The organism is Streptomyces roseus (assembly GCF_001044425.1).
Classification (GTDB): Bacteria; Actinomycetota; Actinomycetes; order Streptomycetales; family Streptomycetaceae; genus Streptomyces; species Streptomyces roseus.
The window spans coordinates 146,610-172,296 of sequence record NZ_LFML01000006.1; the positions used below are offsets into that span (position 1 = coordinate 146,610).

Annotated in this window: 23 protein-coding genes; 19 read left to right on the forward strand and 4 right to left on the reverse strand. The window is 74.5% G+C overall.

Annotated features, from left to right (window positions below):
- The first annotated feature begins 45 nt into the window (after positions 1-45).
- From ACS04_RS01380 to ACS04_RS01415, 8 genes are read left to right on the forward strand one after another with little or no spacing between them, the layout of a single operon-like run.
- Positions 46-1,215: a glycosyltransferase gene (locus ACS04_RS01380; RefSeq protein ID WP_048474643.1), complete on the forward strand. Its 1,170-nt coding sequence runs from the start codon at positions 46-48 to the stop codon at positions 1,213-1,215.
- A complete protein-coding gene (locus ACS04_RS01385) occupies positions 1,212-2,741 on the forward strand; it encodes an exopolysaccharide biosynthesis polyprenyl glycosylphosphotransferase (RefSeq protein ID WP_398022430.1) in 1,530 nt (509 codons plus the stop codon). The genes ACS04_RS01380 and ACS04_RS01385 overlap by 4 nt, the downstream gene beginning before the upstream one ends.
- A complete protein-coding gene (locus tag ACS04_RS01390; RefSeq protein ID WP_078864333.1) occupies positions 2,741-4,153 on the forward strand; it encodes an O-antigen ligase family protein in 1,413 nt (470 codons plus the stop codon). The genes ACS04_RS01385 and ACS04_RS01390 overlap by 1 nt, the downstream gene beginning before the upstream one ends.
- Complete coding sequence (gene murJ, locus ACS04_RS01395; protein ID WP_245236237.1) at positions 4,150-5,916, forward strand: murein biosynthesis integral membrane protein MurJ; 1,767 nt, start codon at positions 4,150-4,152, stop codon at positions 5,914-5,916. The genes ACS04_RS01390 and murJ overlap by 4 nt, the downstream gene beginning before the upstream one ends.
- Positions 5,906-6,682: a polysaccharide deacetylase family protein gene (locus ACS04_RS01400; protein ID WP_048474571.1), complete on the forward strand. Its 777-nt coding sequence runs from the start codon at positions 5,906-5,908 to the stop codon at positions 6,680-6,682. Before murJ ends, ACS04_RS01400 begins: the two co-directional genes overlap by 11 nt.
- Positions 6,679-7,923 carry a glycosyltransferase gene (locus tag ACS04_RS01405; RefSeq protein WP_048474572.1) on the forward strand — a complete coding sequence of 415 codons (1,245 nt, stop codon included), beginning with the start codon at positions 6,679-6,681 and terminating at the stop codon, positions 7,921-7,923. Before ACS04_RS01400 ends, ACS04_RS01405 begins: the two co-directional genes overlap by 4 nt.
- Positions 7,916-8,701, forward strand: a complete 786-nt coding sequence (locus tag ACS04_RS01410) for a YveK family protein (protein WP_245236238.1) — start codon at positions 7,916-7,918, stop codon at positions 8,699-8,701. Before ACS04_RS01405 ends, ACS04_RS01410 begins: the two co-directional genes overlap by 8 nt.
- Positions 8,698-9,840, forward strand: coding sequence for a GNAT family N-acetyltransferase (locus ACS04_RS01415; protein ID WP_048474573.1), 1,143 nt, complete (start codon positions 8,698-8,700; stop codon positions 9,838-9,840). Before ACS04_RS01410 ends, ACS04_RS01415 begins: the two co-directional genes overlap by 4 nt.
- A 5-nt stretch (positions 9,841-9,845) precedes the next feature.
- Here ACS04_RS01415 and ACS04_RS40240 read toward each other — a convergent pair whose 3' ends face one another.
- Positions 9,846-11,516 (reverse strand): glycoside hydrolase family 26 protein, encoded by a 1,671-nt coding sequence (locus ACS04_RS40240; protein ID WP_048474574.1) that lies wholly within the window; start codon positions 11,514-11,516, stop codon positions 9,846-9,848.
- Between the two features lie 294 nt (positions 11,517-11,810).
- Here ACS04_RS40240 and ACS04_RS01425 point away from each other — a divergent pair, with 294 nt between their 5' ends.
- From ACS04_RS01425 to ACS04_RS01445, 5 genes are all read left to right on the forward strand, one after another.
- Positions 11,811-13,253, forward strand: coding sequence for a carboxylate--amine ligase (locus ACS04_RS01425; RefSeq protein WP_398022435.1), 1,443 nt, complete (start codon positions 11,811-11,813; stop codon positions 13,251-13,253).
- Between the two features lie 103 nt (positions 13,254-13,356).
- Positions 13,357-14,631, forward strand: coding sequence for an NAD(P)-binding domain-containing protein (locus ACS04_RS01430; protein WP_048474648.1), 1,275 nt, complete (start codon positions 13,357-13,359; stop codon positions 14,629-14,631).
- Positions 14,632-14,649: 18 nt separating this feature from the next.
- Positions 14,650-14,964: a hypothetical protein gene (locus ACS04_RS01435; protein ID WP_048474576.1), complete on the forward strand. Its 315-nt coding sequence runs from the start codon at positions 14,650-14,652 to the stop codon at positions 14,962-14,964.
- Between the two features lie 14 nt (positions 14,965-14,978).
- Complete coding sequence (locus ACS04_RS01440) at positions 14,979-17,066, forward strand: SpoIIE family protein phosphatase (RefSeq protein WP_048474577.1); 2,088 nt, start codon at positions 14,979-14,981, stop codon at positions 17,064-17,066.
- Between the two features lie 89 nt (positions 17,067-17,155).
- Positions 17,156-17,335: a hypothetical protein gene (locus tag ACS04_RS01445; RefSeq protein ID WP_048474578.1), complete on the forward strand. Its 180-nt coding sequence runs from the start codon at positions 17,156-17,158 to the stop codon at positions 17,333-17,335.
- A gap of 40 nt (positions 17,336-17,375) precedes the next feature.
- On the opposite strand, the gene ACS04_RS38035 is transcribed toward ACS04_RS01445, so the two are convergent.
- Positions 17,376-17,822 carry a DUF6299 family protein gene (locus tag ACS04_RS38035; protein WP_053080664.1) on the reverse strand — a complete coding sequence of 149 codons (447 nt, stop codon included), beginning with the start codon at positions 17,820-17,822 and terminating at the stop codon, positions 17,376-17,378.
- A 162-nt stretch (positions 17,823-17,984) separates the two neighbouring features.
- Here ACS04_RS38035 and ACS04_RS01455 point away from each other — a divergent pair, with 162 nt between their 5' ends.
- Together ACS04_RS01455 and ACS04_RS01460 are read left to right on the forward strand one after the other, a co-directional pair.
- Positions 17,985-18,587, forward strand: coding sequence for a DUF4352 domain-containing protein (locus ACS04_RS01455; protein ID WP_048474579.1), 603 nt, complete (start codon positions 17,985-17,987; stop codon positions 18,585-18,587).
- A gap of 56 nt (positions 18,588-18,643) precedes the next feature.
- The gene (locus ACS04_RS01460; RefSeq protein WP_048474580.1) at positions 18,644-19,135 is read left to right on the forward strand and encodes a DUF5949 family protein; all 492 of its coding nucleotides are present in this window, start codon (positions 18,644-18,646) and stop codon (positions 19,133-19,135) included.
- Positions 19,136-19,251: 116 nt separating this feature from the next.
- On the opposite strand, the gene ACS04_RS01465 is transcribed toward ACS04_RS01460, so the two are convergent.
- Together ACS04_RS01465 and ACS04_RS01470 are read right to left on the reverse strand one after the other, a co-directional pair.
- A complete protein-coding gene (locus ACS04_RS01465) occupies positions 19,252-20,520 on the reverse strand; it encodes a cytochrome P450 (RefSeq protein WP_048474581.1) in 1,269 nt (422 codons plus the stop codon).
- A 63-nt stretch (positions 20,521-20,583) separates the two neighbouring features.
- Entirely contained in the window at positions 20,584-21,738 is a 1,155-nt protein-coding gene (locus ACS04_RS01470; protein WP_048474582.1) for a low temperature requirement protein A, read from the reverse strand.
- Positions 21,739-21,957: 219 nt separating this feature from the next.
- Here ACS04_RS01470 and ACS04_RS01475 point away from each other — a divergent pair, with 219 nt between their 5' ends.
- The 4 genes from ACS04_RS01475 to ACS04_RS01490 all read left to right on the forward strand — a co-directional run bounded on the left by ACS04_RS01475 (position 21,958) and on the right by ACS04_RS01490 (position 25,666).
- Positions 21,958-23,382 carry a NarK family nitrate/nitrite MFS transporter gene (locus ACS04_RS01475; RefSeq protein WP_078864335.1) on the forward strand — a complete coding sequence of 475 codons (1,425 nt, stop codon included), beginning with the start codon at positions 21,958-21,960 and terminating at the stop codon, positions 23,380-23,382.
- Positions 23,383-23,469: 87 nt separating this feature from the next.
- Positions 23,470-23,859 carry a GntR family transcriptional regulator gene (locus ACS04_RS01480; RefSeq protein WP_048474583.1) on the forward strand — a complete coding sequence of 130 codons (390 nt, stop codon included), beginning with the start codon at positions 23,470-23,472 and terminating at the stop codon, positions 23,857-23,859.
- Positions 23,856-24,743, forward strand: a complete 888-nt coding sequence (locus ACS04_RS01485) for an ABC transporter ATP-binding protein (RefSeq protein WP_048474584.1) — start codon at positions 23,856-23,858, stop codon at positions 24,741-24,743. Before ACS04_RS01480 ends, ACS04_RS01485 begins: the two co-directional genes overlap by 4 nt.
- The gene (locus tag ACS04_RS01490) at positions 24,740-25,666 is read left to right on the forward strand and encodes an ABC transporter permease (protein ID WP_048474585.1); all 927 of its coding nucleotides are present in this window, start codon (positions 24,740-24,742) and stop codon (positions 25,664-25,666) included. Before ACS04_RS01485 ends, ACS04_RS01490 begins: the two co-directional genes overlap by 4 nt.
- Positions 25,667-25,687 lie beyond the last annotated feature (21 nt).

Sequence of the window (25,687 nt, forward strand, 5' to 3'; positions counted from 1 at the left end):
CCGACACAGCCTCCCCCAGCGCAGCCCTCCCGTGCGCAGGTTCCGATTCCCCGCCCCCTGTCCGTCCTGCACCTCGTCCAGCCCGTCGACGGCGGCGTCGCCCGCGTCGTGGCCGACCTCGTCCGCGCCCAGACGGCCGCCGGCCTGCGGACCGCCGTCGGCTGCCCGCGCGGCGGACAGCTCGCCGACGCCGCTCGTGACGCCGGGGCCGAGGTGCTCACCTGGCGCGCCGGCCGGGCCCCCGGCCCCGACCTGCCCGCCGAAGTGCTCGGCGCCCGCAGGGTCATCGGCCTGGCCGGGCCGGACGTCCTGCACGCCCACAGCGCCAAGGCGGGACTGGCCGGGCGGCTCGCCGTGCGCGGGGCCGTGCCCACCGTCTTCCAGCCGCACGCGTGGTCCTTCGACGCCGTCGGCGGGGCCACCGCCGCGCTCGCCCTGCGCTGGGAGCGGTTCGGGGCCCGTTGGGCCGACCGGGTGCTCTGCGTCAGCGAGGCCGAGCGCCGGGCCGGGGAGGCCGAGGGGATCTCCGCCCACTGGTCGGTGATCCGCAACGGAGTGGACCTCGACCACTTCCGCCCCGGCGGCCCCGACCGGGAGGCCGACCGGGCTCGCGCGCGTACCGAACTCCCTTTGCCCGCAGCCTTCGTGGGCGACGGTCCGCTCGCCGTATGCGTGGGCCGGCTCTGCCAGCAGAAGGGCCAGGACATCCTGCTCCGGGCCTGGCGGGAGGTGCTCGGCAACGTCCCGGAGGCCCGTCTCGCGCTCGTCGGCGACGGCCCCGACACCGAGAAGCTGCGCCGCAGCGCCCCGCCCGGAGTGCTCTTCGCCGGCGCCGCTCCCGACATCCGACCGTGGCTTCGGGCCGCCGATCTCGTTGTACTGCCGTCGCGGTGGGAGGGCATGGCGCTCGCCCCGCTCGAAGCCATGGCCTGCGGCCGACCGGTCCTGGTCTCCGACGTCAGCGGTGCCCGGGAGAGCCTGCCGCCCGGTCAGGGACGGCTCTGCCTGGTACCGCCGGAGGACCCGACGGCCCTGGCCAAGGCCCTGGGGCGGCTGCTCGCCGAACCGCGGCTGCTCGCCGAACTCGGGGAGCAGGCCCAGCAGCACGCCCGGACCGACTTCGACGTGCGGCGGACCACGGACGCGGTCACCGGTCTGTACCACGAACTGCTGGGCAGGCCCCGGCCCTTGAACCAGGAGCGCATCAGCCGATGACGATGGACAGCGCACCCGCCCGGCACACCGGGCAGGGCGGCACGGGGCCCGGCGGCGCCGCCGCCGGCACCGCAGCCGTCCGACGGTCCGTGACCGCCATCCACCCCCCACGCCGGCCGAGGGCCGACCAGGCCCGGCCCCTGGCGCGGCCGCAGCGGGTCCGGCGCCGCGACGGGGTCCTCCCGCTGCTGACCGCCGACGCGCTGGCCGCCGTACTCACCACGACGCTCACCACGGCGGTCCTGTCGGCGCCCGGGACGGCGGTGCCCGCCGAGGCGGCCGCCCCGATGGCCGTCCTGCTCGCCGTCCTGCACGCCCAGGCCGGGCTGTACCGGCCGCGGCTCGCGCCCTCCGCGCTGCTGGAACTGCCCGCGCTGGCCGGGCGGGCCGCCATCCTGTGGTGCGCCTTCGCCGCGGTCGTGGCCGCCACGGCACCGGGCGGGGCCATGGCCTGGCCGGCCCTGCTGGGCGCCGTCTGCGCGCAGACCGTGCTGACGTGCGCCGGGCGCGGGCTGGCCAACGGGCTGCGCCGCCGCGCGGCCCGCCGCCGGCCCGCCTCCGCCCTCGTCGTCGGCCCCGGCGCGGGGGCGAGCGCGGTCGCCGCCGCCCTGCACGGGCGCCCCGAGTACGGGCTGCGGCCCGTCGGGCTCGCCGCCACCGGCGACCCGGAAGGCGAGGGCGGCGCCGTGCCGGTGCTCGCCACGCACGAGGACATCCGGCGCGCGGTCATCCAGAACTCGGTCCGGCACGCGGTGTTCACCCGCCCGCCGGAGGCCGACGAGCGCACCGCCTCCCTGGTCCGGCTCTTCCACGACCACGGCTGCCGGCTCTGGCTCGCCGACCCGGCCGGCACCGCCAAGGTGACCGGCATGCGGGTGGCCCAGCCCGCCGACCAGCTGTGGGGGTACGCCGTACAGCCGCTGCTGCCGCGTCCGTCGCGGCCGGTGGAGCGCTGGGTGAAGCGGGCCATCGACGGCCTGCTCGCCGCGCTCGCGCTGCTCGCCGCCGCGCCCGTGATGGGCGTGTGCGCACTGGCCGTGCGGATCGCCGACGGGCCCGGGGTGATCTTCCGGCAGGAGCGGGTCGGCCTGTACGGGCGCCCCTTCACGCTGCTGAAGTTCCGCACCCTGCGCGCCGACGAGCACGAGTCGGCCACCCGGTGGACGGTCGCGGGGGACCACCGGATGAGCCCGGTCGGCTCCTTCCTGCGCAAGTCCTCGCTGGACGAGCTGCCGCAGCTGTGGAACGTCGTACGGGGTGACATGAGCCTGGTCGGACCGCGGCCCGAGCGCCCGTTCTTCGTGGCGAAGTTCGCCGCCGTCCACCCCGGCTACGAGGCCCGGCACCGGATGCCCGTGGGCATCACCGGGCTCGCCCAGATCAACGGCCTGCGCGGGGACACCTCCATCGAGGACCGGGCCCGCTTCGACAACCACTACATCGACACCTGGTCGCTCTGGCAGGACCTGTGGATCCTCGCCCGCACCGCGGCCTCCTTCTTCCGCTTCCGGCTGGGGGGCAGCTGATGAGCCTCGCCGTATCCCCGTTCGGCGCCGGGGCCGCCGGCCGGTCCGGCCCGGCCGGGCTGCTGCGGCGGCACTGGCCGCTGGTGCCGCTGGCCGCGACCGTCCTGCTGCTCCTCGCCCCGATCGCCGCGGGCGACGCGAGCACCTCCGGCAAGGTCGGCCCGGCCGACGCCGCCTCGCTGCTGCTGGTGGTGGTCTGCGCGGTGCAGGCGCTGCGCGGCCGGGTGCGGGAGCTGAGCCCGCTCGGGGTGCTGGTGCTCGGCGTGCCCGCCGTGGGGCTGGCGGTGGCGACCGCGACCGCCGGCGACCCGTACGCGGCGCTGCCCGGGTTCGTGCGCTACCTCCAGGTGTTCGTGCTGGTCCCGGCGGCGATCGTGCTGCTGGTGCGCGACGCCGGGGAGTTCCGGCTGGCCGCCGGGTGCTTCGTGGTGCTGGCCCTGGTGCAGGGCGCGGTGGGGGTCGTGCAGTTCGCGACCCACACCGGGGCCTCGTACCAGGGCGAGGACATCCGCGCCGTCGGCACCTTCGGGCCCGGCGACGTGATGGGCATGGCCACGGTGGTGGCGTACGGGCTGGTCGCTGCGACCGCGGCGGCCCTGGCCCCGGGACTGCCGGGCCGGGTGCGGCGGATCGCGGGCGGGGCGGCCCTGGTGCTGGTGGTGCCGCTGGTGCTGTCGTTCAGCCGGGGCGCGTGGATCGCCACGGTCGGCGCGGCGGTGCTGGTGATGGTGCTCGCCGGGATCCGGCGGGCGCTGAAGGTGCTGCTCGCGCTGGTCGCGGCCGGGGTGGTCCTGGTGGGCGGGTTCGGGGTCGGCTCCGAGATGGTCGCGGAGCGGCTGACCTCGATCACGCAGGTCTCCAGCGCCCCCGACCAGTCGGTGACCGACCGGTACACGATGTGGGCCGCCGCCGGGTCGATGTGGCGCGAGCGGCCGGCGGTCGGGGTGGGCCTCAAGGGCTTCCCGGCCAACCGGGACGGGCACTCCTCGCTGGGGCTGTCCTCCGGCAGCGACACCGCGGGCGCGGGGCAGGCGTACATCCGCCAGCCGCTGCTCTCCCCGCACAACATGTACCTGCTGGTCCTGAGCGAGCAGGGGCTGATCGGGCTGACCGCGCTGGCGGGCGGCTGGGCGGCGCTGCTCGTCGCGGGGCTGCGGCGCTGCGCGCGCGGCGGCGCCGGGATCCGGGACTGCGGACTGATCGCCGTCGGGCTGTTCGTGTGGCAGCTGATCGACTTCCTGTACGCGGACATCGGAGGCCCCTCCACCGTCCTGACCGGAGTGATCATCGGTCTGGCGGCCTGGTGGGCCCTGCCCTCGCCCTCCGGAGGGGACACGGCCGCCGCCGCGGCGGGCGGGCGCACCGGCCTCGTGGCCGCACCGCGCGCCGCCTCGGGTGCGGACGGCCGGTGACCGATACGACGCCCTGGCGGCCCGCCCCCGGCCCACCGGCCGGGGCGGGCCCCGCCCGCGTCCCGGGCTCGCCGGCCCGGGCCGCACGACGGAAACCGCCCGAGGGCGAGGGGCCCGTACGGGACGAGCCGCCCGCCGGGACGGCGGGCGGGAGCACGGCTGCGGCTCCGCTCGGACGGTTCCTGGCCAAGGCCGCCGCCGTCACCGCCGGACTGACCGCCGCCGGGGCGGTCTTCGGGCTGTTCCGGGACCAGACCATCGCGCACCTCTTCGGGGCCGGGCACGACAGCGACGCCTTCCTGATCGCCTGGACCGTGCCCGAGATGGCCTCGACGCTGCTCATCGAGGACGCCATGGCCCTGCTGATGGTGCCCGCGTTCAGCCAGGCCCTCGCCCGCCGGGCTGCCGCCCGCGCCGGGCTGACCCGCAAGGCCGCCCGCGACCAGGACCCCGTACGGCTGCTCGTGGGGGCCACCCTGCCGCGGCTGGCGGTGTTCCTGGCCGCCGTCGCCTCCCTCCTCGTCGTCGCCGCGCCGCTGGTCGTCGCCGTGCTCGCACCCGGGCTGCCCGACCCGGCCCTGGCCGTGGAGTGCACCCGGATGACCGCGCTGACCGTGCTGTCCTTCGGGATCGCCGGGTACTTCAGCGCCGCGCTGCGGGCCCACCGCTCGTTCGTGCCGCCCGCCGCGATCTACGTCTCGTACAACATCGGCATCATCGGGACGATGATCGCCCTGCACGCCGTGTGGGGGGTGCGGGCGGCCGCCGCCGGGGTCGCCGCCGGCGGACTGCTGATGGTGCTCGTCCAACTGCCCTCGTTCGTCAGGAACGTGGGCTTCGGACCGTCCCGCGCCCAGGGCGCACCGCGCAGCCAGCGCGACCGGGACCGGCCCACCCTCATCGCGTTCGGCCTGATCGCCCCGGTGATCTTCTTCGCGGTGTTCCGGCAGTCGCAGGTGCTGGTCGAGCGCTTCCTGGCCGCCTCGCTGCCCTCGGGGGCGATCTCGCACCTGAACTACGCGCAGAAGGTCGCGCAGATGCCGATGGTGCTGTCGCTGATGATCTGCACCGTCACCTTCCCCGTCGTCGCCCAGGCCATGGCCGGAGGAGAGCGCGAGAAGGCCCGGCGGCGCGTCGAGCAGGACCTGGCGCTGGCCTCCCTCGCCGTCCTCGTGGGCAGCGCCCTCGTCATCGGATACGCGCCCCAGATCATCCAGGTCCTCTTCGAACGCGGCGCGTTCACCCACCGCGACACCCTCGCCACCGCCTCCGTCATGCGGGTCTACGCCCTCGGACTGCTCGGCCACTGCCTCGTCGGGGCGCTGTCCCGGCCCTTCTTCTCGACCGCCCGGCCCACCTGGTTCCCGGCGCTCGCGATGGGCGCCGGACTCCTCGTCAACATCGTGGCCGGAGCCTTCGCCGTCCGCTGGTGGGGCACGTACGGCATCGCCGCCGCCAACGCGGCCGGCATCTCCACCACCGCCGCACTGCTGCTCACCGGGCTCGGCTCGCGGATCGTCGCCATCCAGGTCCGCCGGGTCGCGCTCAGCATCGGCCGCCTGTCCGTCGCCGCCGTCGGGGCCTGCGCCACCGGCTGGATCGCCGGGCCGATGATCCCCGACCCGCTGCTCAGCGCCGCCCTCGGCTGCCTGCTCGTGCCCGCCATGTTCGGCGCCTGCGGCGTGGCCATACGGGTGCTCGAAATCACCGCCCTGCCCGCCCAGATCGCCCAGATGACCCAGAGGTTCCGCAATGCCCGCTGACACCCGCACGGAGCCGGCCGCCCAGGTGGTCCCCGCCCGCCGGACCGCCTCGCCGTGGGTCCTGATGTACCACTCGGTCGCCGAGTTCACCGATCCCGCCGAGGACCCGTACGGCATCACCGTCACCCCGGCCGCGCTGGAGGCGCAACTCCTGTGGCTGCGCTCGCGGGGCCTGCGCGGGGTGTCCGTCGGCGAACTGCTGCGGGCCTGCGCCGCCGGGCGCGGCGCCGGGCTCGTCGGGCTGACCTTCGACGACGGCTACACCGACTACCTGACCCGGGCGCTGCCGCTGCTGCGCCGCCACGACTGCACCTCCACCCTGTTCGTGCTGCCCGGGCGGCTCGGGGTGGACAACGTGTGGGACCCGCTGGGCCCGCGCAAGTCCCTGCTGACCGCCGAGGGCATCCGCGAAGTCGCGGCCGCGGGGCAGGAGATCGGCTCGCACGGACTGCTCCACCAGGACCTCACCGCCGCCCCCGACGACATCCTCCAGCAAGAGCTGCGGGGCAGCAGGGAGCTGATCCGGGAGCTGACCGGAACCCTGCCGCAGGGGTTCTGCTACCCGTACGGGCACCTCGACGCGCGGGTCGTCGCGGCGACGCGGGCCGCCGGGTACGGGTACGCCTGCGCCATCGACCCCGGCCGGCTGGCCGGCCCGCACGCCCTGCCGCGCACCCACGTCAGCCAGGCGGACGGGCCCGGCCGGCTGCGGATCAAGCAGCTGCGCCACCGGGTCGGGGAACTGCGCCGGGCGGTGGCCCGGTGAGGACGCCGCGGGCGCTGCACATCATCACGGGGCTCGGCGTCGGCGGCGCCGAGCAGCAGCTGCGGCTGCTGCTGCGCCACCTGCCGATGCGCTGCGACGTGCTGACGCTGACCAACCCGGGGCCGGTGGCCGAGGGCCTGCGCGCCGACGGGGTCCGCGTGGTGCACCTGGGCATGAAGGGCAACCGGGACCTGGGGGCGCTGCCGCGGCTGGTGCGCTTCATCCGGCGCGAGCAGTACGACCTCGTGCACACGCACCTGTACCGGGCCTGCGTGTACGGGCGGCTCGCGGCCCGGCTCGCGGGGGTCGGGGCGACCGTGGCCACCGAGCACTCGCTCGGCGAGGACGAGATCGAGGGCCGGAAGCTGACGGGCGGGGTGCGCGCGCTGTACCTGGCCAGCGAGCGGCTGGGCGCGGCGACCGTCGCGGTGTCGGACACCGTGGCGGCGCGCCTGGAGAAGTGGGGGGTGCCGGCCGCGCGGGTGCACGTCGTACCCAACGGGATCGAGGCGACCCGCTTCCGCTTCGACGAGGGGGTGCGCCGGGCCACGCGGGCCCGGATCGGGCTGCCGGAGCGGGCGTTCGTGGTCGGTGGGGTCGGCCGGCTGGTGCCGGGCAAGCGGTTCGACTCGCTCGTACGGGCGGTGGCGGCGCTGCCGGGGGCCCACCTGCTGCTGGTCGGGGACGGGCCGGAGCGGGCGGCGCTGCGGCGGCTGGCCGCGGAACTGGGCGCGCAGGGCCGGATCCACCTGCTGGGGGAGCGGGATCCGCTGGGCGACGGCGCCGACGGGCGCACGCCCGGGATCCCGGCGCTGCTCGCCGCGATGGACGTGTTCGTGTCGCCGTCGCGGGAGGAGGCGTTCGGGCTGGCCGTGGTGGAGGCGCTGGCGGCGGGCCTGCCGGTGCTGCACGTCACCTGTCCCGCGATCGACGACCTGCCGGCCGCGCAGGCGCCGGGGGCCCGCCGGATCGGGACCGGGACGCAGGAGCTGGTCGCCGCCCTGCGCGGGCACATGGAGGCGGGCGCGCGGCGTCTGCCCCAGCCCCCGGTGGTGCGCCGCTACGACATCGCCCGCAGCGCGGAGCGCCTCCTCGCGGTCTACGCCCTGGCGCTGCCGGGGCCCCGTCCCGCCCCGACGCCGCCACCGGGCGCCTCGAACGACGACGTACCCCCGACGGGGTTCCCCGCGCGGGGGCCCGAAACCACTCCCATCCCTCCAGGAAGGCACGTACATGGCTGACACCGCCGATCCGCAGAAGACCGACCAGAAGAAAGCCGACCAGAGGAAGGCCGAGCAGAGGAAGGCCGACCCGGCGAGGGCCGGGCAGAAGAGGGCCGGCCAGAAGAGGGGCGAGCGCCGCCGCCGGGCGCGGCTGCTGCCGGCGCCCGCGTGGTGGCCGCTGCCCGCCGCCGCCGTGCTGGGACTGGCCGCGGGAGGGGTGTACGGGGTGCTGAAGGCCCCCGAGTACGCCGCCACCAGCTATGTCGTCGCCGTACCGGACGACACCACCGAGCCGGCCACCGCCCTCGGCTTCGCCCAGGCGTACGCCCGCATCGCCACCAGCAGTTCCACCCTCGCCTACGCCCAGCCGCGTGCGGGCATCAGCGCCCGCGAGCTCCGTACGCACGTCCGCGCCGAGACCTCCCCCGAGTCCCCGATGATCGCCATCACCGGTACCTCGAAGAGCGCGGGCGAGGCCGCCGACATCGCCAACGCCGTCGCCGACGCGCTCTCGCTGAGCAGCAATCAGGCCGCCAAGAACACCGGCGTCCAGCTGCTCCTGTTCAGCCAGGCCGTCGCGCCGAGCGAGCCCGCCTCGCCGTCCGCCGCCATCAGCGGGGCCGTCGGACTGTGCGCCGGCGGGCTGCTGGGCGGCCTGTGGCTGCTGGCCCGGCCCGCCGGCCGCGCCCGGCGGCCCGAGGAGCAGCCCGTCGCGGCGCCCGTCGTCGAGGAGTACCCCTCCCTGCCCGCCCAGGGTGAGCACACCGAGACCAAGGAGAAGGAGTCCGTGCGATGACGACGGGCTCCACCGGGGCCCTGACGGTGACGCTGTGCCGCGACCCCCGGCAGTTCGCCTCGCTGGACGAGCCGTGGAACCGGCTCATGCGGGCCTGTCCCACCGCCACCCCCTTCCAGAGCCACGCCTGGCTGCACTCCTGGTGGCTGTCGTACGGCAAGGACGGACGCCTGCGGATCGTGCTCGTCCGGCGCGGCGAGGAACTCGTCGGCGCCTGCGCGCTGATGCTCGTCCACCGGCCGCTGCCGCTCCTGGTGCCGCTCGGCGGCGGCATCACCGACTACTTCGACGTGCTCGTGGACGCGGAGTACGCCGACCAGGTCGTCCCGGCGCTGGTGCGCGGCCTGCACCGGGCCGCCCGCGGCGCGGTCGTCGACCTGCGCGAGGTACGGCCGGGGGCCGCCGCCGAGGCGCTCTTCGAGCAGTGGCAGGGGGCCCGGAGCAAGCTCACCGACTCCACCTGCATGGAGCTGCCCGCGCTGCCGTTCGACGAGCTGGTCAAGCGGATGCCGGCCTCCGGGGCCCAGCGGGTCCGGGCCAAGCTGCGCAAGACCGACGCGGCCGGGATCGAGGAGCGGGAGGTCACCGAGCAGGAAGTGCCGCGCGCCGTACGGACGCTGCTGCGGCTCCACGAGAAGCAGTGGCGCGGTCGCGGGGTGACCCCGGAGCACCTGCGGCCCCGCTTCGCCGAGCACCTGACCCGGGCCACCCGGCGGATGGTGCGGGCCGGCGAGGGCCGGCTGACCGAGTTCCGGCTGGACGGGAAGGTGGTCGCCGCCAACGTCACGCTGCTGTCGGGGGCGCTCAGCGGCGGCTACCTGTACGGGGCGGACCCGGACCTGCGGACCCGCAAGGTGGACGTGGCCACGCTGCTGCTGCGCTACGAGGCGGGCCGCGCCCTGGCGGAGGGCCGCCCGGTGGTGAGCTTCCTGCGCGGCAACGAGCCGTACAAGAACCACTGGCGGCCCGAGACCGTCGTCAACCAGCGGCTCCTGCTGGCCAGGACGGCGCTCGCGCCCCTGCTCCGCCTGCACGAATCGCAGGTGGCGGGGCGCGAGCGGGCGGTGGACGCGCTGCGCGAGGCGCTGCCGGCCGCCAGGGACTGGCGGGCGCGGCTCAACGAACTGCGGGTCCGATGACGGCTCTACCAGGGCCAGAAGCCGGAGTCCTTGCCCCAGTCGATCTTGATGCAGACCGACTGCTTGCCGACCAGCTTGGAGAGCCACTCGCCGAAGTTGACCGGCACGCACCACTGCGTGCTGTTCGCGGGCGGCTCGGGCTCCGGCACGACCGGGACCGGGGTCGGTGCGGGGGGCAGCACCGGCGAGGGCTCCGGGAGCGGCACCGGCACGGGGTCCGGGCTGGGACCGGTACCCGGGCCCACCGGGGTCTGCGGCGAGGGGACCGCCGGCGAGGGCACGGGCTCGGGCGAGGGGCTCTCGGGTGCCGGGACCTGCGGGCTCGGCTCGACCGGTTCCGGGGAGACCGGAACGGGCTCGGGGGCGGGGACCGGGACCTCGGGCGAGGGCACGGCGGGCGAGGGCACGGCCGGGGAGGGCACGGCCGGGGAGGGCACGGGCTCCGGCACCGGCTCGGGCGCGGGTTCGGGACTCGGGCTGGTGCCCGGGGTCTCGGGCGACGGGACCGGAGCCGGGATCTGCGGGCTCGGGACCACCGGCGAGGGCACGGGGATCCCGGGGGTCGGGATCTGCGGCGTCGGGACGGACGGGGTGGGGACCGACGGGGTCGGGACCGAGGGGGTCGGCAGGACCGGGGTCGGGACCACCGGCGTCGGGATGACCGGTGTCGGAACCACCGGGGTCGGGATCACCGGACCCGGCCGCTCGGGTGCGAGCGCGGCCCGGAAGGCCTTCGCGGAGCGGGGGTTCTGCTTGCACTGCCACACGCCGTGCGGGCAGTAGTCGGTGATGGTGTGGTAGAGCGGCTTGTGCTGCTCGATCCACTTCAGCATGCGCTGGACGTACGTCGGGTTGTCGCCGTGCCGGAACAGCCCCCACTCCGGGTACGAGATGGCTTTGCCATGCGCTTTCGCGAAGTCGACGTGCTGCTGGAGCCCGTACGGCTGCTTGACCATCTCGTCGAAGGTCTTGCCGGGAGCCTGGTCGTACGAATCCATGCCGACGATGTCGACGACGTCGTCGCCGGGGTAGCAGGCGGTCCAGCCGATCGCGTCCGAACCGCGGTTCGGGGCGTAATCGAACTTGAACTGCTGACCGGGGACGGAGCGCATCGTGTTGACGATGCGGTTCCAGTACTCCTTCCACCCCTGCGGGTCCGGCGCGCAGCGGTGCGTGTACGTGGCCCCGTTCATCTCCCAGCCCAGCACGATCACCGTGTCCGGGACGCCCAGCTCCACCAGCCGGTGGGCGAGCTTCTCGAAGTGGTGGTCGAACTCACCCTCCGCGCCGGCCCGGATCAGCCGGGCCACCTCGCGGTCGGGGACGTGGTCCTCGTTGTGCTCCTGCATGGGCACGTTGAGGACGAAGAGCCGGTCCGGCCTGGCCCGGCGCCACTGGGCCCAGGCCTCCAGGAAGTCGGGGTTCTCGATGCGGGCCCACCGGTCCCCGGGCAGATAGGTGTGCCCGACCCGGATCTCCTTGCCGCCCAGCCAGCGCGACAGCTGCGGGATCCGGGCGACCCCGCTCTGGCCGGAGTCGAGAAACGCGCCCATCGCGATGTCGGAACCCTTGGGCTGCTCCTTCTCGGGGGCCGCGAGCGAGGCTCCGGTGGCGAGCAGCCCGGCCGTCACCGTACCGATGCAGGTGCTCGCCAGTCGGCGGTGTGGTCTGGGCATGGCGTCTCCCGAACTTTCCTGAATCGGTGTGCTTGTCAAAGACGTTAGGCATCACATCTGACGAATGGCCTGTCCGGTGACCGCCGCATAGGCCATTCGCAGCTGCGTATCCTCCCCGTTTGGTCCGACTAGGTGAAAGACACCGTTCCCATGCACGCGTTCGACGGCCATGTGCCCGCAGTAGTGCTCAGACTCGATCGGAATCCGTTCCACCACGGAACCCTCGGCGCCGTCAGATCGCTCGGGCGCAGGGGCGTGGAGGTCCATGCCGTCGTCGAGGCCGGGGGAGGTCCCATGGGGCGTTCGCGCTACCTGCGCGCCGTCCATCCCGGACCGGACGGGGGGTTGGCCCCCGAGACCCCGGAGACGCTGCTGGAGTGCCTCGTCGGGGTGTCGGAGCGGATCGGCCGGCCCGCGGTGCTGATCGCGATGGACGACCTGAGCGCCATCGCCGTGGCGCGGATCGCGCCGATGCTCGACGGGCGGTTCCGGATCCCCCACCAGCCCGACGGCCTGCCGGCCCGGGTGGCGGACAAGGCGGAGCTGTCGCGCCTGTGCGCGCGCTGGGACGTCCCGCACCCGGAGACGGTGATCCCGGCGAGCGGCGCCGAGGCGGCGGAGGCCGCGTGGCGGCTCGGCCTGCCGGTGGTGGCCAAGTGGAGCCGGCCCTGGCTGCTGCCCGCGGGCGCGGGGCTGCGCAGCACCACGCTCGTGCACTGCGCCGCCGAGGCGCGCCGGCTGTACGAGCGCACGCAGGAGGCGGGGAGCCGGCTGCTGCTCCAGCGGTTCCTGCCGGCCGGGGCGGACACCGACTGGTTCTTCCACGGCGCGTTCGGCCGGGGCGGGCATCCGCTGCTCGCGGGATCGGGCCGCAAGGAGCTGTCCTGGCCGGTGCGGACGGGGCTGACGGCGGTGGGCCGCTGGCTGGCGGACCCGGCGGTGGAGGAGGCGGGGCTGCGGCTCGCCCGGCGCCTGGGCTACCAGGGCATCCTGGACCTGGACTTCCGCCGGGACGAGGACGGCTGCTTCCGGCTGGTGGACTTCAACCCCCGGCCGGGGGCCCAGTTCCGGCTGTTCACGGACGCGGGCGGGCTGGACGTGGTCCAGGCGATGTACCTGGATCTGACGGGGCAACGGGTACCGGAGCCCTCGGGCGGCCCGGGCCGGGTCTTCGTCGCGGAGAACTACGCCCTGCTGGCGGCGGTCCGCGGCCGACAGCTCCCGTGGCGGTCCGGCGCGGTCGCCCGGGGCGCCGTGCCCGCACCGGCGCGCTCCGAGGAGACCGTGTCCGGGCAGGACCAGTCGGCCGGGGGCGCGCAGTCCGGGGCCGAGCGGCCCGTGGCCGAGTTGACGGGCGCCGAGTCGACGGGCGCCGAGCAGACGGCCGCCGAGCGAGCGGGTGGCGTGCCGGTGGGGGGTGAGCGGTCCGGGGCCGAGCGGTCCGGCCGGGCGCGGCCCGGACCCGTACGGGTGGCGCCGCGGGCCGAGCGGGGGCGGGTGGAGGCGGCCTGGTTCGCCGCCGACGACCCGATGCCCTTCCTGGCGATGCTCGCCGCCTTCCTCGGCCGGGGCGCGGGGAAGGGCGTGCGCGCCCTTCGCGGCGTACCGGCGCACGGCCGGCGCACGGCGCGCGCCGTGGTGCGCGCCCCGCGCCAGCGCGGCCGCGACCTGGCCCCGTCGGCCACCCCGGCCAACCCCGCGGCCCCCGCCGAACCGGACGAGCTGGTGACCCGGTGACGCGCCGTCACCCGCCCCCGCCCCCGCCTGCCGCCGCGGGCGGGGGAACGGGAACGGGCAGTAACGCGTGGTCCATGAGACTGGAGGGATAGCAGTGACGCGGATCAACGATCTCGTCGTGGTCGGCGCAGGGCCGTACGGGCTGTCGATCGCCGCGCACGCTGCCGCGGCCGGGCTCGGCGTACGGGTGCTCGGGCGCCCCATGGCCTCGTGGCGGGACCACATGCCCGAGGGCATGTACCTGAAGTCGGAGCCCTGGTCGTCCAACCTGTCCGCTCCCGGCGGCCGGCACACCCTCGCCGCGTACTGCGCCGGGCGGGGGCGGGCGGCCGAGCACGGCAACCCGCTCCCGATCGACGTGTTCAGCTCGTACGGCATGTGGTTCGCCCGGCACGCCGTCCCCGAGGTGGAGGAGGTGACGGTCACCGAGGTCTGCCCCCAGGGCGACGGCTTCCTGGTCCGCACCGCCGAGGGGCCGCCGCTGCCCGCCCGTACGGTCGCGCTCGCCGTCGGGGTGATGCCCTTCGTCCACCTCCCCGAGCCGCTGCGGGAGCTGCCGCCCGGCCACTGCTCGCACAGCAGCGGCCACCGCGACCTGTCCCGGTTCGCCGGACGGGAGGTCGCGGTGATCGGGGCCGGGCAGGCGGCCCTGGAGACCGCCGCACTGCTGGCGGAGAACGGGGCCCGGCCCTGCCTGGTGGCCCGCCGGTCCCGGCTGAACTGGAACACCGTCCCCCAGCCGCTGGAGCGCCCGCTGCTGCGCGCGCTGCGCGAACCGCACAGCGGCCTCGGCACCGGCTGGCGCAGCTGGGCCTGGTCGGAGCTGCCGTGGGCGGTGCGCCGGCTGCCCGCGCCGACCCGGGAGCGCATCGCGGCGACCGCGCTCGGGCCCGCCGGGGCCTGGTGGCTGCGGGACCGCTTCGAGCGCAGCGTGCCGGTGCTGCTGGGGCACCGCCTGCACCGGGCGGCGGCGGTGGGCGAGCGGACCCGGCTCGGGCTGACCACCGCGTCCGGGGAGTCGGTCGTCCTGGACGTCGCGCACGTGGTCGCGGCCACCGGGTTCACCCCGCACCTGGGGCGCCTGGAGCTGCTGGACGCCCGGCTGCGGGCCGTCCTCGACACCGTCGGGGACGGCGGTACGCCGGAGCTCAGCGCCGGCTTCGAGTCCTCGTGGCCGGGTCTGTTCTTCGCCGGCCTGTTGACGGCTCCCTCATTCGGCCCTTCCATGCGATTCGTGCACGGTGCGGGGTTCACGGCGGGGAGACTGGTTGCAGGAGTGCGAAAGCGCCTCGGTGGCCGGGGCGGGCCGACGGGCTCCACCGGGACCGTACGGCCCGACCGGGCCGGTGCCGGGCATCCGAAGACGTCTCTGCGGTGAGGTCGAGAGGGGTCCGCGATGAGTGCGGAGCAGCGAGCACAGGGCGGCCGTGGCTGGGTGCGCATTCCCGCGAGCCGGGCGGAGCAGCCCGGCTCGGCCGGGCCCGCCGCGAGGCCGGCGCCCAGGCCCGCGAGCAGGACCGCCTCCTCGCCGTACGCCCCCGGCGCGTACGCCCCCGGCGCGTACGCCCCTCCCGGGCACGCCGCTCCGGACCAGCCGACGATCTACCTCTCCCTCGTCAGGCGCTGGCAGGAGGCCGGGCGCACCCTTCCGGGGCATCCTGACGAGGAGTGGGAGCGGCTGATCTCCCAGCCGTGCTGGCCCGGCCGTTAGGTGGTGTGTCTCTCGTGGCAGCGGCGGAGCGCGACAGATCCGGGCAGGGCAGCCGGGACCCCGTGACGGGGCCCGGCGAGCGGCTCGCGCTGAACGGCATGGGCAGCTTCGAATGGGACCTGGAGGCGGGGACGCTGACCCTGGACGAGTCCGGGCTGGTGGTCTTCGACCTGGAGCGGGAGGAGTTCGACGACACCCCGGAGGGGCTGGGGCTGCGGATCCCGGCCGACGACGGCGCCCGGCTGGCGGAGTCCACGCAGACGGCCCTGGACGGCGGCATGGAGACGTACGGCTCGTACTTCACCGTGCAGCGGCGCGACGGCGTCGACCAGTGGACGCACACGCAGGGCCGGATCCAGCGGGACGCCGACGGCCGGCCCCTGCGGATCGTCGGCATCGTCCGCGACGCCACGGCCGAGCTCGCGCACGCCACCGTGCTGCGCAAGCTGGAGTCGGCGCGGGCCCAGCAGGCCGCCATCGTGCAGCGGACGACGGAGGCCCTGTCGCGGGCGGTGACGGTCGACGACGTCACGGCCACGCTGACCGGCGCGGGGGCGCTGGAGCGCCTCGGCGCCGACGGGCTGGCCCTGGGGCTCGTCGAGAACGGTGCCATCAAGATCATCGCGCTGAGCGGGGAGTCGCTGGAGATCCTCAGCGAGCGGCGGTTCACCCGGCTGGACGGCTCGCTGCCGCTGTCGCAGGCGGTGCTCACCCGCAAGGCGCGGTTCGTCACCTCACTGGCCGAGCTGGCGGGGGAGTTCCCCATGCTCGCCGACTACCTGCGCCGGATCCGCTTCGACGCCGCCGCCTACCTGCCGCTGATCGCGCAGGCCAAGGCCATCGGCGGGCTGGTGCTGTTCTACCGGCGGCGCACCGAGTTCAGCCCGGAGGAGCGCAACCTCTGCCTGGGCCTGGCCGGCATCGTGGCGCAGTCCCTCCAGCGGGCGCTCCTGTTCGACCAGGAGCGGGAGTTCGCCACGGGGCTCCAGGCCTCGATGCTCCCGCGCCGGATCCCCGAGATCAGCGGCGGGGAGATCGCGGTGCGCTACCACTCCGCCTGGAGCGGGCGGGAGGTCGGCGGGGACTGGTACGACGTGATCGCACTGCCCCGGGACCGGGTGGGCATCGTCGTGGGGGACGTACAGGGCCACGACACGCACGCGGCCGCGATCATGGGCCAGCTGCGGATCGCGCTGCGGGCGTACGCGGGTGAGGGCCATCCGCCCTCCACCGTCCTGGCCAGGGCCTCCCGCTTCCTCGCGGAACTGGACACCGAGCGGTTCGCGACCTGCATGTACGCGCAGGTGGACCTGGAGACCGGCGGCGTACGGGCGGTCCGCGCGGGCCACCTGGGGCCGCTGATCCGGCACACGGACGGGCGTACGGGCTGGCCCAACGTACGGGGCGGGCTGCCGCTCGGGCTGGCCTCGGTGTTCGAGCAGGAGGACTTCCCCGAGACCCGGCTCGACCTGGTCCCCGGGGAGACGCTGGTGCTGTGCACCGACGGCCTGGTGGAGGAGCCCGGCACCGCCATCACCCAGGGCATGGAGGCGCTGGCCCACGCCGTGCGCAGCGGTCCGCAGGAGGCGGGGGCACTCGCCGACCACCTTTCGGACCGCCTCTGGGAGCGCTGGGGCTCAGGGGACGACGTGGCCCTGCTGGTCCTGCGCCGGGCCCCCGACCCGGGCACCCACCGGGCTCCGCGGATCCACCAGTACATCCACCAGGCGGACCCTGAGGGGCTCTCGGAGGCCCGCTACGCCCTGCGCCAGGCCCTGCGCGACTGGGGCATGCCGGACCTCGCCGACGATGTGGAACTGGCCGCCGGGGAACTGCTGGTCAACGCCCTGCTGCACACGGACGGCGGGGCGGTGCTCACCATGGAGGTGCTGCCGGAGCCGGTCCGACGGATCCGGCTGTGGGTCAAGGACCGCTCCAGCGTCTGGCCGCGCCGGCGCACCCCGGGCGAGGCCGCGACCACGGGGCGCGGGCTGCTGCTGGTGGACGCGCTGGCCACGCACTGGGGCGTGGAGTCCCGGGGTGACGGCAAGGCGGTCTGGTGCGAGTTCGACGTCGCGGGCACCACCCGCGGCGTGGGGTGACCGTACGGTCACCCCGAGTTGTGGGATGCCGGAGCCGGGGTGATGATGCCGTCCATGGAACGGACGACCACACGCAACGGGACCCCGCCGTGCACCGGCTGAACAAGCGGCCGGGCAGGGGGGCCGCGACCGCTCTCCTCGCGCTGCTCCTGCTGTCCGCCGGCGTGCCGGCGGCCGTGCACCGTGCGGCCGGGCACCCGCAGGCGGATCCCGGCTGCCGGACCGTCGCGTTCATGTCGATGACCGGCGCGGCCCCCGCCTGCAGGTAGGGGCGGCCGCGGGCCGCGGGCGGGCCCGGTCGGCGCCGGCTCAGCGGTGCCGCTGCTCCAGACGGACGTCCTGCTCGGCCCGCGCCAGGTAGGACACGCTCACCTTGAACCCGGAGTGCAGGCTCGCCGACTGGAGCGCGGCCTGGGCGCCGGCCGCGCCCGGGTGCAGGTCGACCAGGGCCGGGTTCACGTCGGCGGACGCGGACCAGTCGTGCTCCCGCCCGTCGCAGTCGGCCTCCTGGCCGCCGAAGCCCAGGCGGGTGGAGTCCTGGGTGAGCGTGACCTGGATTTGCACTCCACGGGGGGACGAGGGCGTGCACACGTAGGTCCCGTAAAGGGTGACGCGGCCGCCTCCGGAAAGGTGACCGACCTCCTGTACGGAAATCGAATTCTCGTGGGAACGGGCGTCGGCGGGGGCGGTGAACGCGGTGCCGGCGGCCAGTGCGGAAAGCGCCGTCACGGCCAGGCGGCGGGTGGGAACTCGCATCAATCCTCCAGGGGGGTGGGTCGGAACAAAAGCGCCGAAACGCATTGTGCTGGCAGATGGCGGGCAACTCCTCGCGCACACCCGTGTCGGTGTGTGCAATTGCCCGCTCGGGCGCGTGAGACTGGCCGGAATACCTCCCGAAGGTCCCCGAAGGGATCACTCATGCGCCAGTCCGCTTCCGTCCTCGCCGCCGCTCTCCTGCCCTTCCTGCTGCTCGGTGCCACGGCCTGCTCCGGCGCCCCCGAGGGGCCCGCGCTCGCCCCCGCCGCGGCGCCCGCCGTCCCGGTGGACGACGGCGCGCCGGGGGCCGGGGAGGATCCGGCGGCCCCGGGGACGGCCCGGTCCGCCTCGAAGGACGCCCATGTGGGTGATGCCGTACGGGTGAGCGGCCGCCAGGTGGGCCGGCACCTGCAAGCCGTGCTCAACGCGTACGTCGACCCCGCGGTCAGCGTCGAGAAGGACTACGCCCCGCCCGCGGGCAAGCGCTGGGTGGCCGCCTCGATGTCGTTCGTCAACGTCGGCGGGGACGCGTACGGGGAACTGGGGCAGATGTGGGCGTACGACAGCGCGGGAGGGCGCCACCGGGTGGTGCCGACCGGTGAACTCACCACCGGAAAACCGCTCGTCTTCGATTCCCTCGCCGTCGGCCAGCGGGCCGAGGGGTGGGTGGTGTTCGAAATTCCGGAAAAGGCGCGCATCGTGCGGCTCCAGTACCAGGACGCGAACATGCAGGCGAATACCGGAGAGGGATTCTGGGCCGTCTAGCCCGCCCGGGTGAAAGGCCGGAAAGGGTCGGCGGAGAGAGCACTAGGGTGCGGCGCATGACTTCTACTCAAGCCGAAACCGACCGGTCCCATCTCGGCACCCTTTCGGTGCTCGCCTGGATCGGCGACCCCGCCGAGGGCCACGACATCCCGTACCTGCTCGCCTACACCCTCGGCGACGGGCCGCAGGGGCGGGAGGCCGGCGAGACCGCCGCCCGGGGGCTGCTGGAGGAGATCGGCCTGCCCATCGGTGACGTGGTCATGGACGGCACCCGCAACCCGGCCGGCTTCCCCGTGCAGATCGTGCTCGCGGACAACCAGGTCGCGCTGACCCTGCCGGGACTGAACGCGACCTGCACGGCCCCGGACGAGTGGGTCGCCGCGGCCAACGAGAGCGGCCAGGCCTACTTCCTCTTCGCCACGCGCGCCTGGCCCGAGGCCGTCCCGGGCCGGCCGGTCGACCCGAAGACCCTTCAGGAGTTCGCGGGCGACGAGTCCGTGCTCACGGGCAGCGCCCACTGCGTGCTCGCGGTGCGCCGCCTGCAGTAGGGCGCTCCCTGCCCGCACGCGAGCGCGCTCCCTGCCCGCCACGCGAGCGCTCCCGCGGGTCCCTCGCCGGCTCCGGCCGCCGGGCTGCCAGCCCGCCCGGCGGCCGGCCGCGCCCCTCAGGGGCGTTCGAAGGCGAACTTGAGTGAGCGCACCCGGTTGTCGAAGTTCGAGCCCGCCAGGTCCGGGAGCCCTACCGCCCGCAGTGCGACCGGCCGGGTCAGCAGCTCGCGGAACAGGGCCTTCATCTCCACCCGGGCCAGGTGCGCGCCCAGGCAGAAGTGCGGGCCGCCGCCACCGAAGCCCAGGTGCGGATTGGGCGAGCGGGTGATGTCGAAGGCGTCGGGGTCGGGGAAGACCGCCTCGTCGCGGTTGGCGGAGGCGTAGTACAGCACCACCTTGTCGCCGGGACGGAACAGGTGTCCGCCCAGGGTGTGTTCGGCGGCCACGGTCCGCCGGAACTGGATGATCGGCGTGGAGTGGCGGATCATCTCGTCCACCGCACCGTCCGCGTACGTCTCGAAGTCCGCGAGCAGCAGGTCCCGCTGGGCGGGGTGGTCGGTCAGCAGGCTCAGCCCGTGGGTGATCGCGTTGCGGGTGGTCTCCACCCCGGCCACCATCAGCAGCGAGAAGAACGCGCCGAGCTGGCGGGCGTTGAGGGCCTGTCCGTCCACATCGGCGCGGACCAGGGCCGAGATGAGGTCGTCCGTCGGGTTCTTGCGCCGCTCCCTGCCGATGCCCGCGACCATCCGCTGCATCCTGGCCAGCGCCCGCAGCCCGCGCCCGGGCATCCGCAGCCGGGCGCCCAGGCCCCGCTCGACGCCGATGTTCTCCGAGGCGTGGTTGACGCGGTCGGCGATCTCGGCGCGGTGGTGCTCCGGGATCCCCATCATGTTGCAGATGACCTCCAGCGGCAGCCGGGAGGACACGGCCGAGACGAACTCGTCCGGCTCCTGCGCCAGTACGTCGTCCACGATCCGGGCGGCCACCGCGTGGATGTCCGCCTCGGCCGCCGCCAGCAGCCGCGGGGTGAACGCCCGCTGCACGATCTTGCGCAGCTGCGCGTGGTCCGCGCCGTCCAGGTTGACCATCGAGTCCCCGAACAGCGCCCGCACCCAACGGGCCGGCTCGGGCGTGGTCACCCCGGGCGCGCTGGCGAACACCTTGGGGAGCCGGCTCGCCTCCTGCACGTCCGCGTGCCGTACGAGGGCCCAGTGGCCGCGGCCCTTGCCCTCGGGCACGTAGACCGGCGAGTCCAGGGCCCGCAGCCGGGCGAACGCCGCCAGGCGCGCCGCCGGGGGCTGCTGCCAGAACGCCGGGTCGGCGAGCTCCCCGTACTCCGCCACCGCCGCGCCCGTGTCCGCGTACCGCTGTACCGGGACCTTCATCGTCTCTTCTCCCTGTCGCCGGCGCGCTCGCCGCGGCCGTCGCGGCCGCGGCGCCCGCCGTCCTCACGCACCAGAACGCGTCCGGTCGGCCAAGGTCACGCCCACGGCGACCGAGGCGGAGGCGACCAGCCCGGCCCACAGCACCGCCAGCGGCCCGGCCCACGCGCAGGCGAGGATCGCCACCGCCGTCAGCGGCAGCACGAGCTGCTGGGCCGTGCCCCGCTTGAAGTGGCGGGAGTGCAGGAGCCAGACGAAGGCGAGGAAGAGCGCCGCGGGAACGCACACCGCGAGATGGGCGGCCAGGGCCGAGACGTGGGCCTTGCCGACGGCGTGCTCGATCGCCACTTCGAGGCCGGCCCCGATGGCCGCGGCCGAAGCGAAGATCACGTAGTGCCCGTACCCCCACGGGATGGCCTCGCGATTGCTGCGCAGCCGGTCGTGCGCGGGGACGGCGAAGTAGATCCACCAGGCCGCGAAGACCAGCAGCAGCCCGCCGGCCGCGATCGGCAGCAGCTCGCCCAGCGCCTCGTGCTCGTCGATCGCCGACTGGACCGCGACCGTGCTGGCGGCGATGGTCTCGCCGAGCACGATGATGGTGAACAGGCCGTACCGCTCGGCGATGTGGTGCGGGTGCCACTGGGTCTGGTAGCTGCGCTCGGCTACGGCCGGGATCAGCAGCTCGATCACGACCAGGGCCAGGAACAGCCATCTGCGGGAGTGCTCGGGGGCTGCGAGCAGCGCCACCCAGCCGGCCTGGCAGACCAGCAGGCCGATCGCGTACATGAGCGCCGTGCGCCGGGCCGGACCCCGCTCCCCGGCGGCGGCGCGCAGCCACTGCACGGTGAGCGCGAGCCGCATCACCACGTAGCCGAGGACGCAGATCGTCCAGTCGTTGTCGTTGAAGGCGCGCGGGATCCCGGCCGCGTAGATGAGCACGCCGGCGATCTGCACGAGGGTGGCGATCCGGTACGGCACGTCGTCGACGTCGTAGGCGGAGGCGAACCAGGTGAAGTTCATCCAGGCCCACCACACCCCGAAGAACACGAAGAGGTAGCCGGTGATGCCGGCGCCGACATGGTCCTCGGCGAGCGCGTGGACCAGCTGCCGGCCGGCCTGCGCGACGGCGACGACGAAGCAGAGGTCGAAGAACAGCTCCAGCGGTGTCGAGGCCCGGTGGCTCTCGTGCCGGCTGCGGGAGGTCATCGGTACGTACGTCATACCGCACAGGACAGCAGCCCCGCGCCGCTCGGCAGGCGAGGCGCGCGGCCGGGGTCCCGGACGGGGTCCCGGACGGGGTCCCGGACCTGGGCACTGTGGACGAGGGGACCTTGTCCTTCCCGGCCGCACGACGTTCTCCTCTGACGCCGGGGGGTGTGCGGGACGGAACCTGGAGGGGTCAGGACCCTCAGGAGTCTTCTCAAACCCCCAGGACATGCCATGAGTTCCGCCACGCAGGAGCTGCGCACGGAGACGGGCCGCCGCGCGCAGGCGCCCGATCCGGCGCAGTACCGCCCCGGCCGCACCATCACGGACTGGACGCCGGAGGATCCGTCGTTCTGGCGGACCACGGGCAGGCGGGTCGCCACCCGCAACCTGTGGATCGCGGTGCCGGCCCTGCTCGTGGCCTTCGTGGTCTGGCAGGTCTGGAGCATCACGGCGACGAACCTGAAGGACGTCGGCTTCGGCTTCAGCCGGTCGCAGCTGTTCTGGCTGACGGCCGTCCCGGGCGTCACCGGCGGTACGGCGCGGATCCTCTACACCTTCCTCGGACCGATGATCGGCCAGCGCAGGTTCACGGCGATCTCGACGGTGGTCCTGATCGGCCCGCTGCTGTGGCTGGGCTTCGCCGTGCAGAACCCGGACACCCCGTACGCCACGATGATCGCGATCGCCGCGCTGTGCGGCATCGGCGGAGCGAACTTCTCCTCCTCGCTGGCCAACATCGGCTTCTTCTACCCGAAGCGGGAGAAGGGCAACGCGACCGGCATCAACGGCGGCCTGGGCAACCTCGGGGTCTCGGTGGTCCAGTTGCTCACCCCGATCCTGATCACCTCGTCTGTGCCGGCGATCGGAGCGGGGCAGCGGAAGGCGGACGGCTCGCAGATCTACCTCCAGAACGCGGCGTTCGTCTGGATACCGGTCCTGGTCGTGCTCGCGGCTGTGGCCTGGTTCGGGCAGAACGACCTGAAGGTGGCCTCCACCCCCTTCAGCCGGCAGAAGGTCATCTTCAAGCGCAAGCACAACTGGCTGATGACCTGGCTCTACGTCGGCACGTTCGGCTCGTTCATCGGCTTCGCCGCGGCCCTGCCGCTGCTGATCAAGACGACCTTCCCGGCGTACCCGGTGGCGACGTACGCCTGGATGGGCCCGGCGCTCGGCGCACTGGCGCGCTGGGCGGGCGGCTGGATCGCCGACAAGCTGGGCGGCGCCCGGGTGACGATCCTGTCCTTCGCGGGCATGGCCGGCTCGATCATCGGCGTGATCTCCTTCCTTCCGGCCGGCTCGGACCAGGGCTCCTTCCCCGGCTTCTTCCTCTGCTTCCTGTTGGCGTTCTTCTTCTCCGGCATCGGCAACGGCTCGACGTTCCGCCAGATCCCGGTCATCTTCCGGGGGCAGCACCTGAAGGGGCTGACGGAGGGCACGCCGCAGTACGCGGCCGCGCTGAAGCAGGCGGAGATCGAGTCGGGTGCGGTCACCGGTTTCACGGCGGCGATCGCGGCGTACGGCTTCTTCTTCATCCCGGCGATGTTCGCCAACTTCTCGGTGACCGGCGCCATGTGGGGATTCGTGGGCTTCTACGTCAGCTGCGTGGCGGTGGCCTGGTGGTTCTACGCCCGCAAGGGGGCCGAGGCCCCGAGCTAGGTGCATGTGACTCCAGGGGGCGGGTTGACAGGAACGCGGCCCTGCACCACCCTTTCACGACTTGGCTAGTGAAAGGGTGGTTTCGGCGTGCTGGAGTACCGCATCGACCGGCGCAGCGGCGTCGCCACATACCTCCAGATCGTCCAGCAGACCCGTCAGGCGCTGCGCCTGGGCCTGCTGGTGCCCGGCGACAAACTGCCGACCGCGCGCGAGGTCGTGGAGGCCACCGCCATCAACCCGAACACCGTGCTCAAGGCGTACCGCGAGCTGGAACGCGAGGGGCTCGTCGAGGCGAAGCGGGGACTGGGCACCTTCATCCGGAGATCCCTGGGCAGCGCCCCGGCCGACTCCCCGCTGGTCGAGGAACTCGCGGACTGGGCGCGACGGGCCCGGGCGGCCGGGATGGAACGGGACGACGTCGCGGCGCTCTTCGCATCCGTACTCGAACGACAATTCAAGGAGGACGGCGACTCATGACGGAAACCGTGATCGAGGCGGAGGGCCTCGGCCTGCGCCACGGACGCCGGGGAGGGTGGGCGCTGCGCGACTGCTCCTTCCGGTTGCGCGAAGGACGGGTGTGCGCACTCGTCGGCCCCAACGGGGCGGGGAAGTCCACGCTGCTGACCCTCGTGGCCCGGCTCGCACTCCCCACGGAGGGCACGGTGCGGACGGCGCCGCCCGAGGCACTGGCCTACGTGGGCCAGGACAAGCCCCTCTACCCGCAGTTGACCATCGCCGAGACCCTACGCATGGGCCGTGAGCTCAACCCCGGCCGGTGGGACGCGGGGGCGGCCGAGCGGATCGTGGAGGGGCTGGAGCTCGACCCGCGCACCAGGGTCCGCGCCCTCTCCGGCGGTCAGCGCACCCGCGTCGCCCTGGCGCTGGCCCTCGGCAAGCGCCCCGCCCTGCTGCTCCTGGACGAGCCGATGGCCGACCTGGACCCGCTCGCCCGGCACCGGCTGATGGGCGCCCTGATGGCCGACGCCGCCGAGCACGGCACCACCGTGGTGATGTCCTCGCACATCCTCACCGAGCTGGAGGGCGTCTGCGACCACCTCCTCCTCGTCGACGGCGGCCGCATCCGCCTCAGCGGCCCCATGGACCAGGTCCAGGCCGCCCACCGGCTGCTCACCGGTCCCGTTGCCGCCCGCGCCGAACTCGCCGCGCACACCGTCGTGGAGACCCGCACCACGGGCCGCCGGATCACGGCGCTCGTGCGGCCGAGGGGGCCCGTCGACGGCCGGACCTGGGAGACGGTCCACCCCTCGCTGGAGGAACTCCTGCTCGCCCATCTGCGCTCGCCCGACGCCCCGCCGTTCGCCGTCGACGACCTGCTCGCGGGTACGGAGGTGCCGGCATGAGCGCGCTGACGCCGAAGGGCCCGTACTGGGTCACCGTCCGCCAGCACCGGCGCGTGCTGTGGGCGGTACCGGCCTTCGTGGCCGCGGCCCTCGCCGTGACGGTCGCCTTACGCGTGGGCGCGGGGGACCCGTACTCCGGCCCGTCGCCCGTCCCGCTCCCGGACCGCGGGTACGACCTGCTGCGGCTCTTCCTGCAGTCGGCGGGCGGGGTGCTGGTGTTCCTGCCGTCGCTGGTGGGGGCCTTCGTGGCCGGTCCGATGACCGCGCGCGAGCTGGAGAGCGGCACCTGGCGGCTCGCCCTCTCCCAGTCGACGACGGCGAGGGCGTGGCTCGGCGCGAAGGTGGCGGTGGCGGCGGGGGTCTCGGTGCTCGGCTCGGCCGCACTGGTCGGCGTCTACCGCCTGGGCTGGGGCCGCGTGTTCGGCACCTACCAGCTCCACTGGGCAGACCGCGGGCCCTACCAGGCGGGGGGTCCGGTGCTCGTCGCCTACTGCCTGCTCGGGGTCCTCGTGGGCCAACTGGTGCGGCGCACCCTCGCCGCCATGGCCGTCACCGGCCTCCTCGTCGGTCTGGTGATGCTGGCCCTCGGCGCCCTGCGGTGGTCGCTCCTCCCGGTGCAGACGGTGATCACGTCCCTGCCCAGCGGGCGCAGCGCCGAGGGCCTGCCGGGTTCGGCCCTGCTGATGGACTTCGGACTCGTCACCGCCGCGGGCGGGCGCCTGCCGGCGGACGCCTGCGTCGAGCGGACCGGGCGCCTGTACGACTGCCCCGCCGACATGGACGTCACCGGCCGGTACGTCGAATTCCATCCGGCCTCGCACTACTGGCCGACGCAGCTCCTCGAAACCTCCCTGATCCTGGCCCTGTCCGCAGGGCTCCTCTACGCCGCCTTCCGGCTCGTGCGTACCCGGCGGCAGGGCTGAGAGGTCCCTTGTGAAGATCTT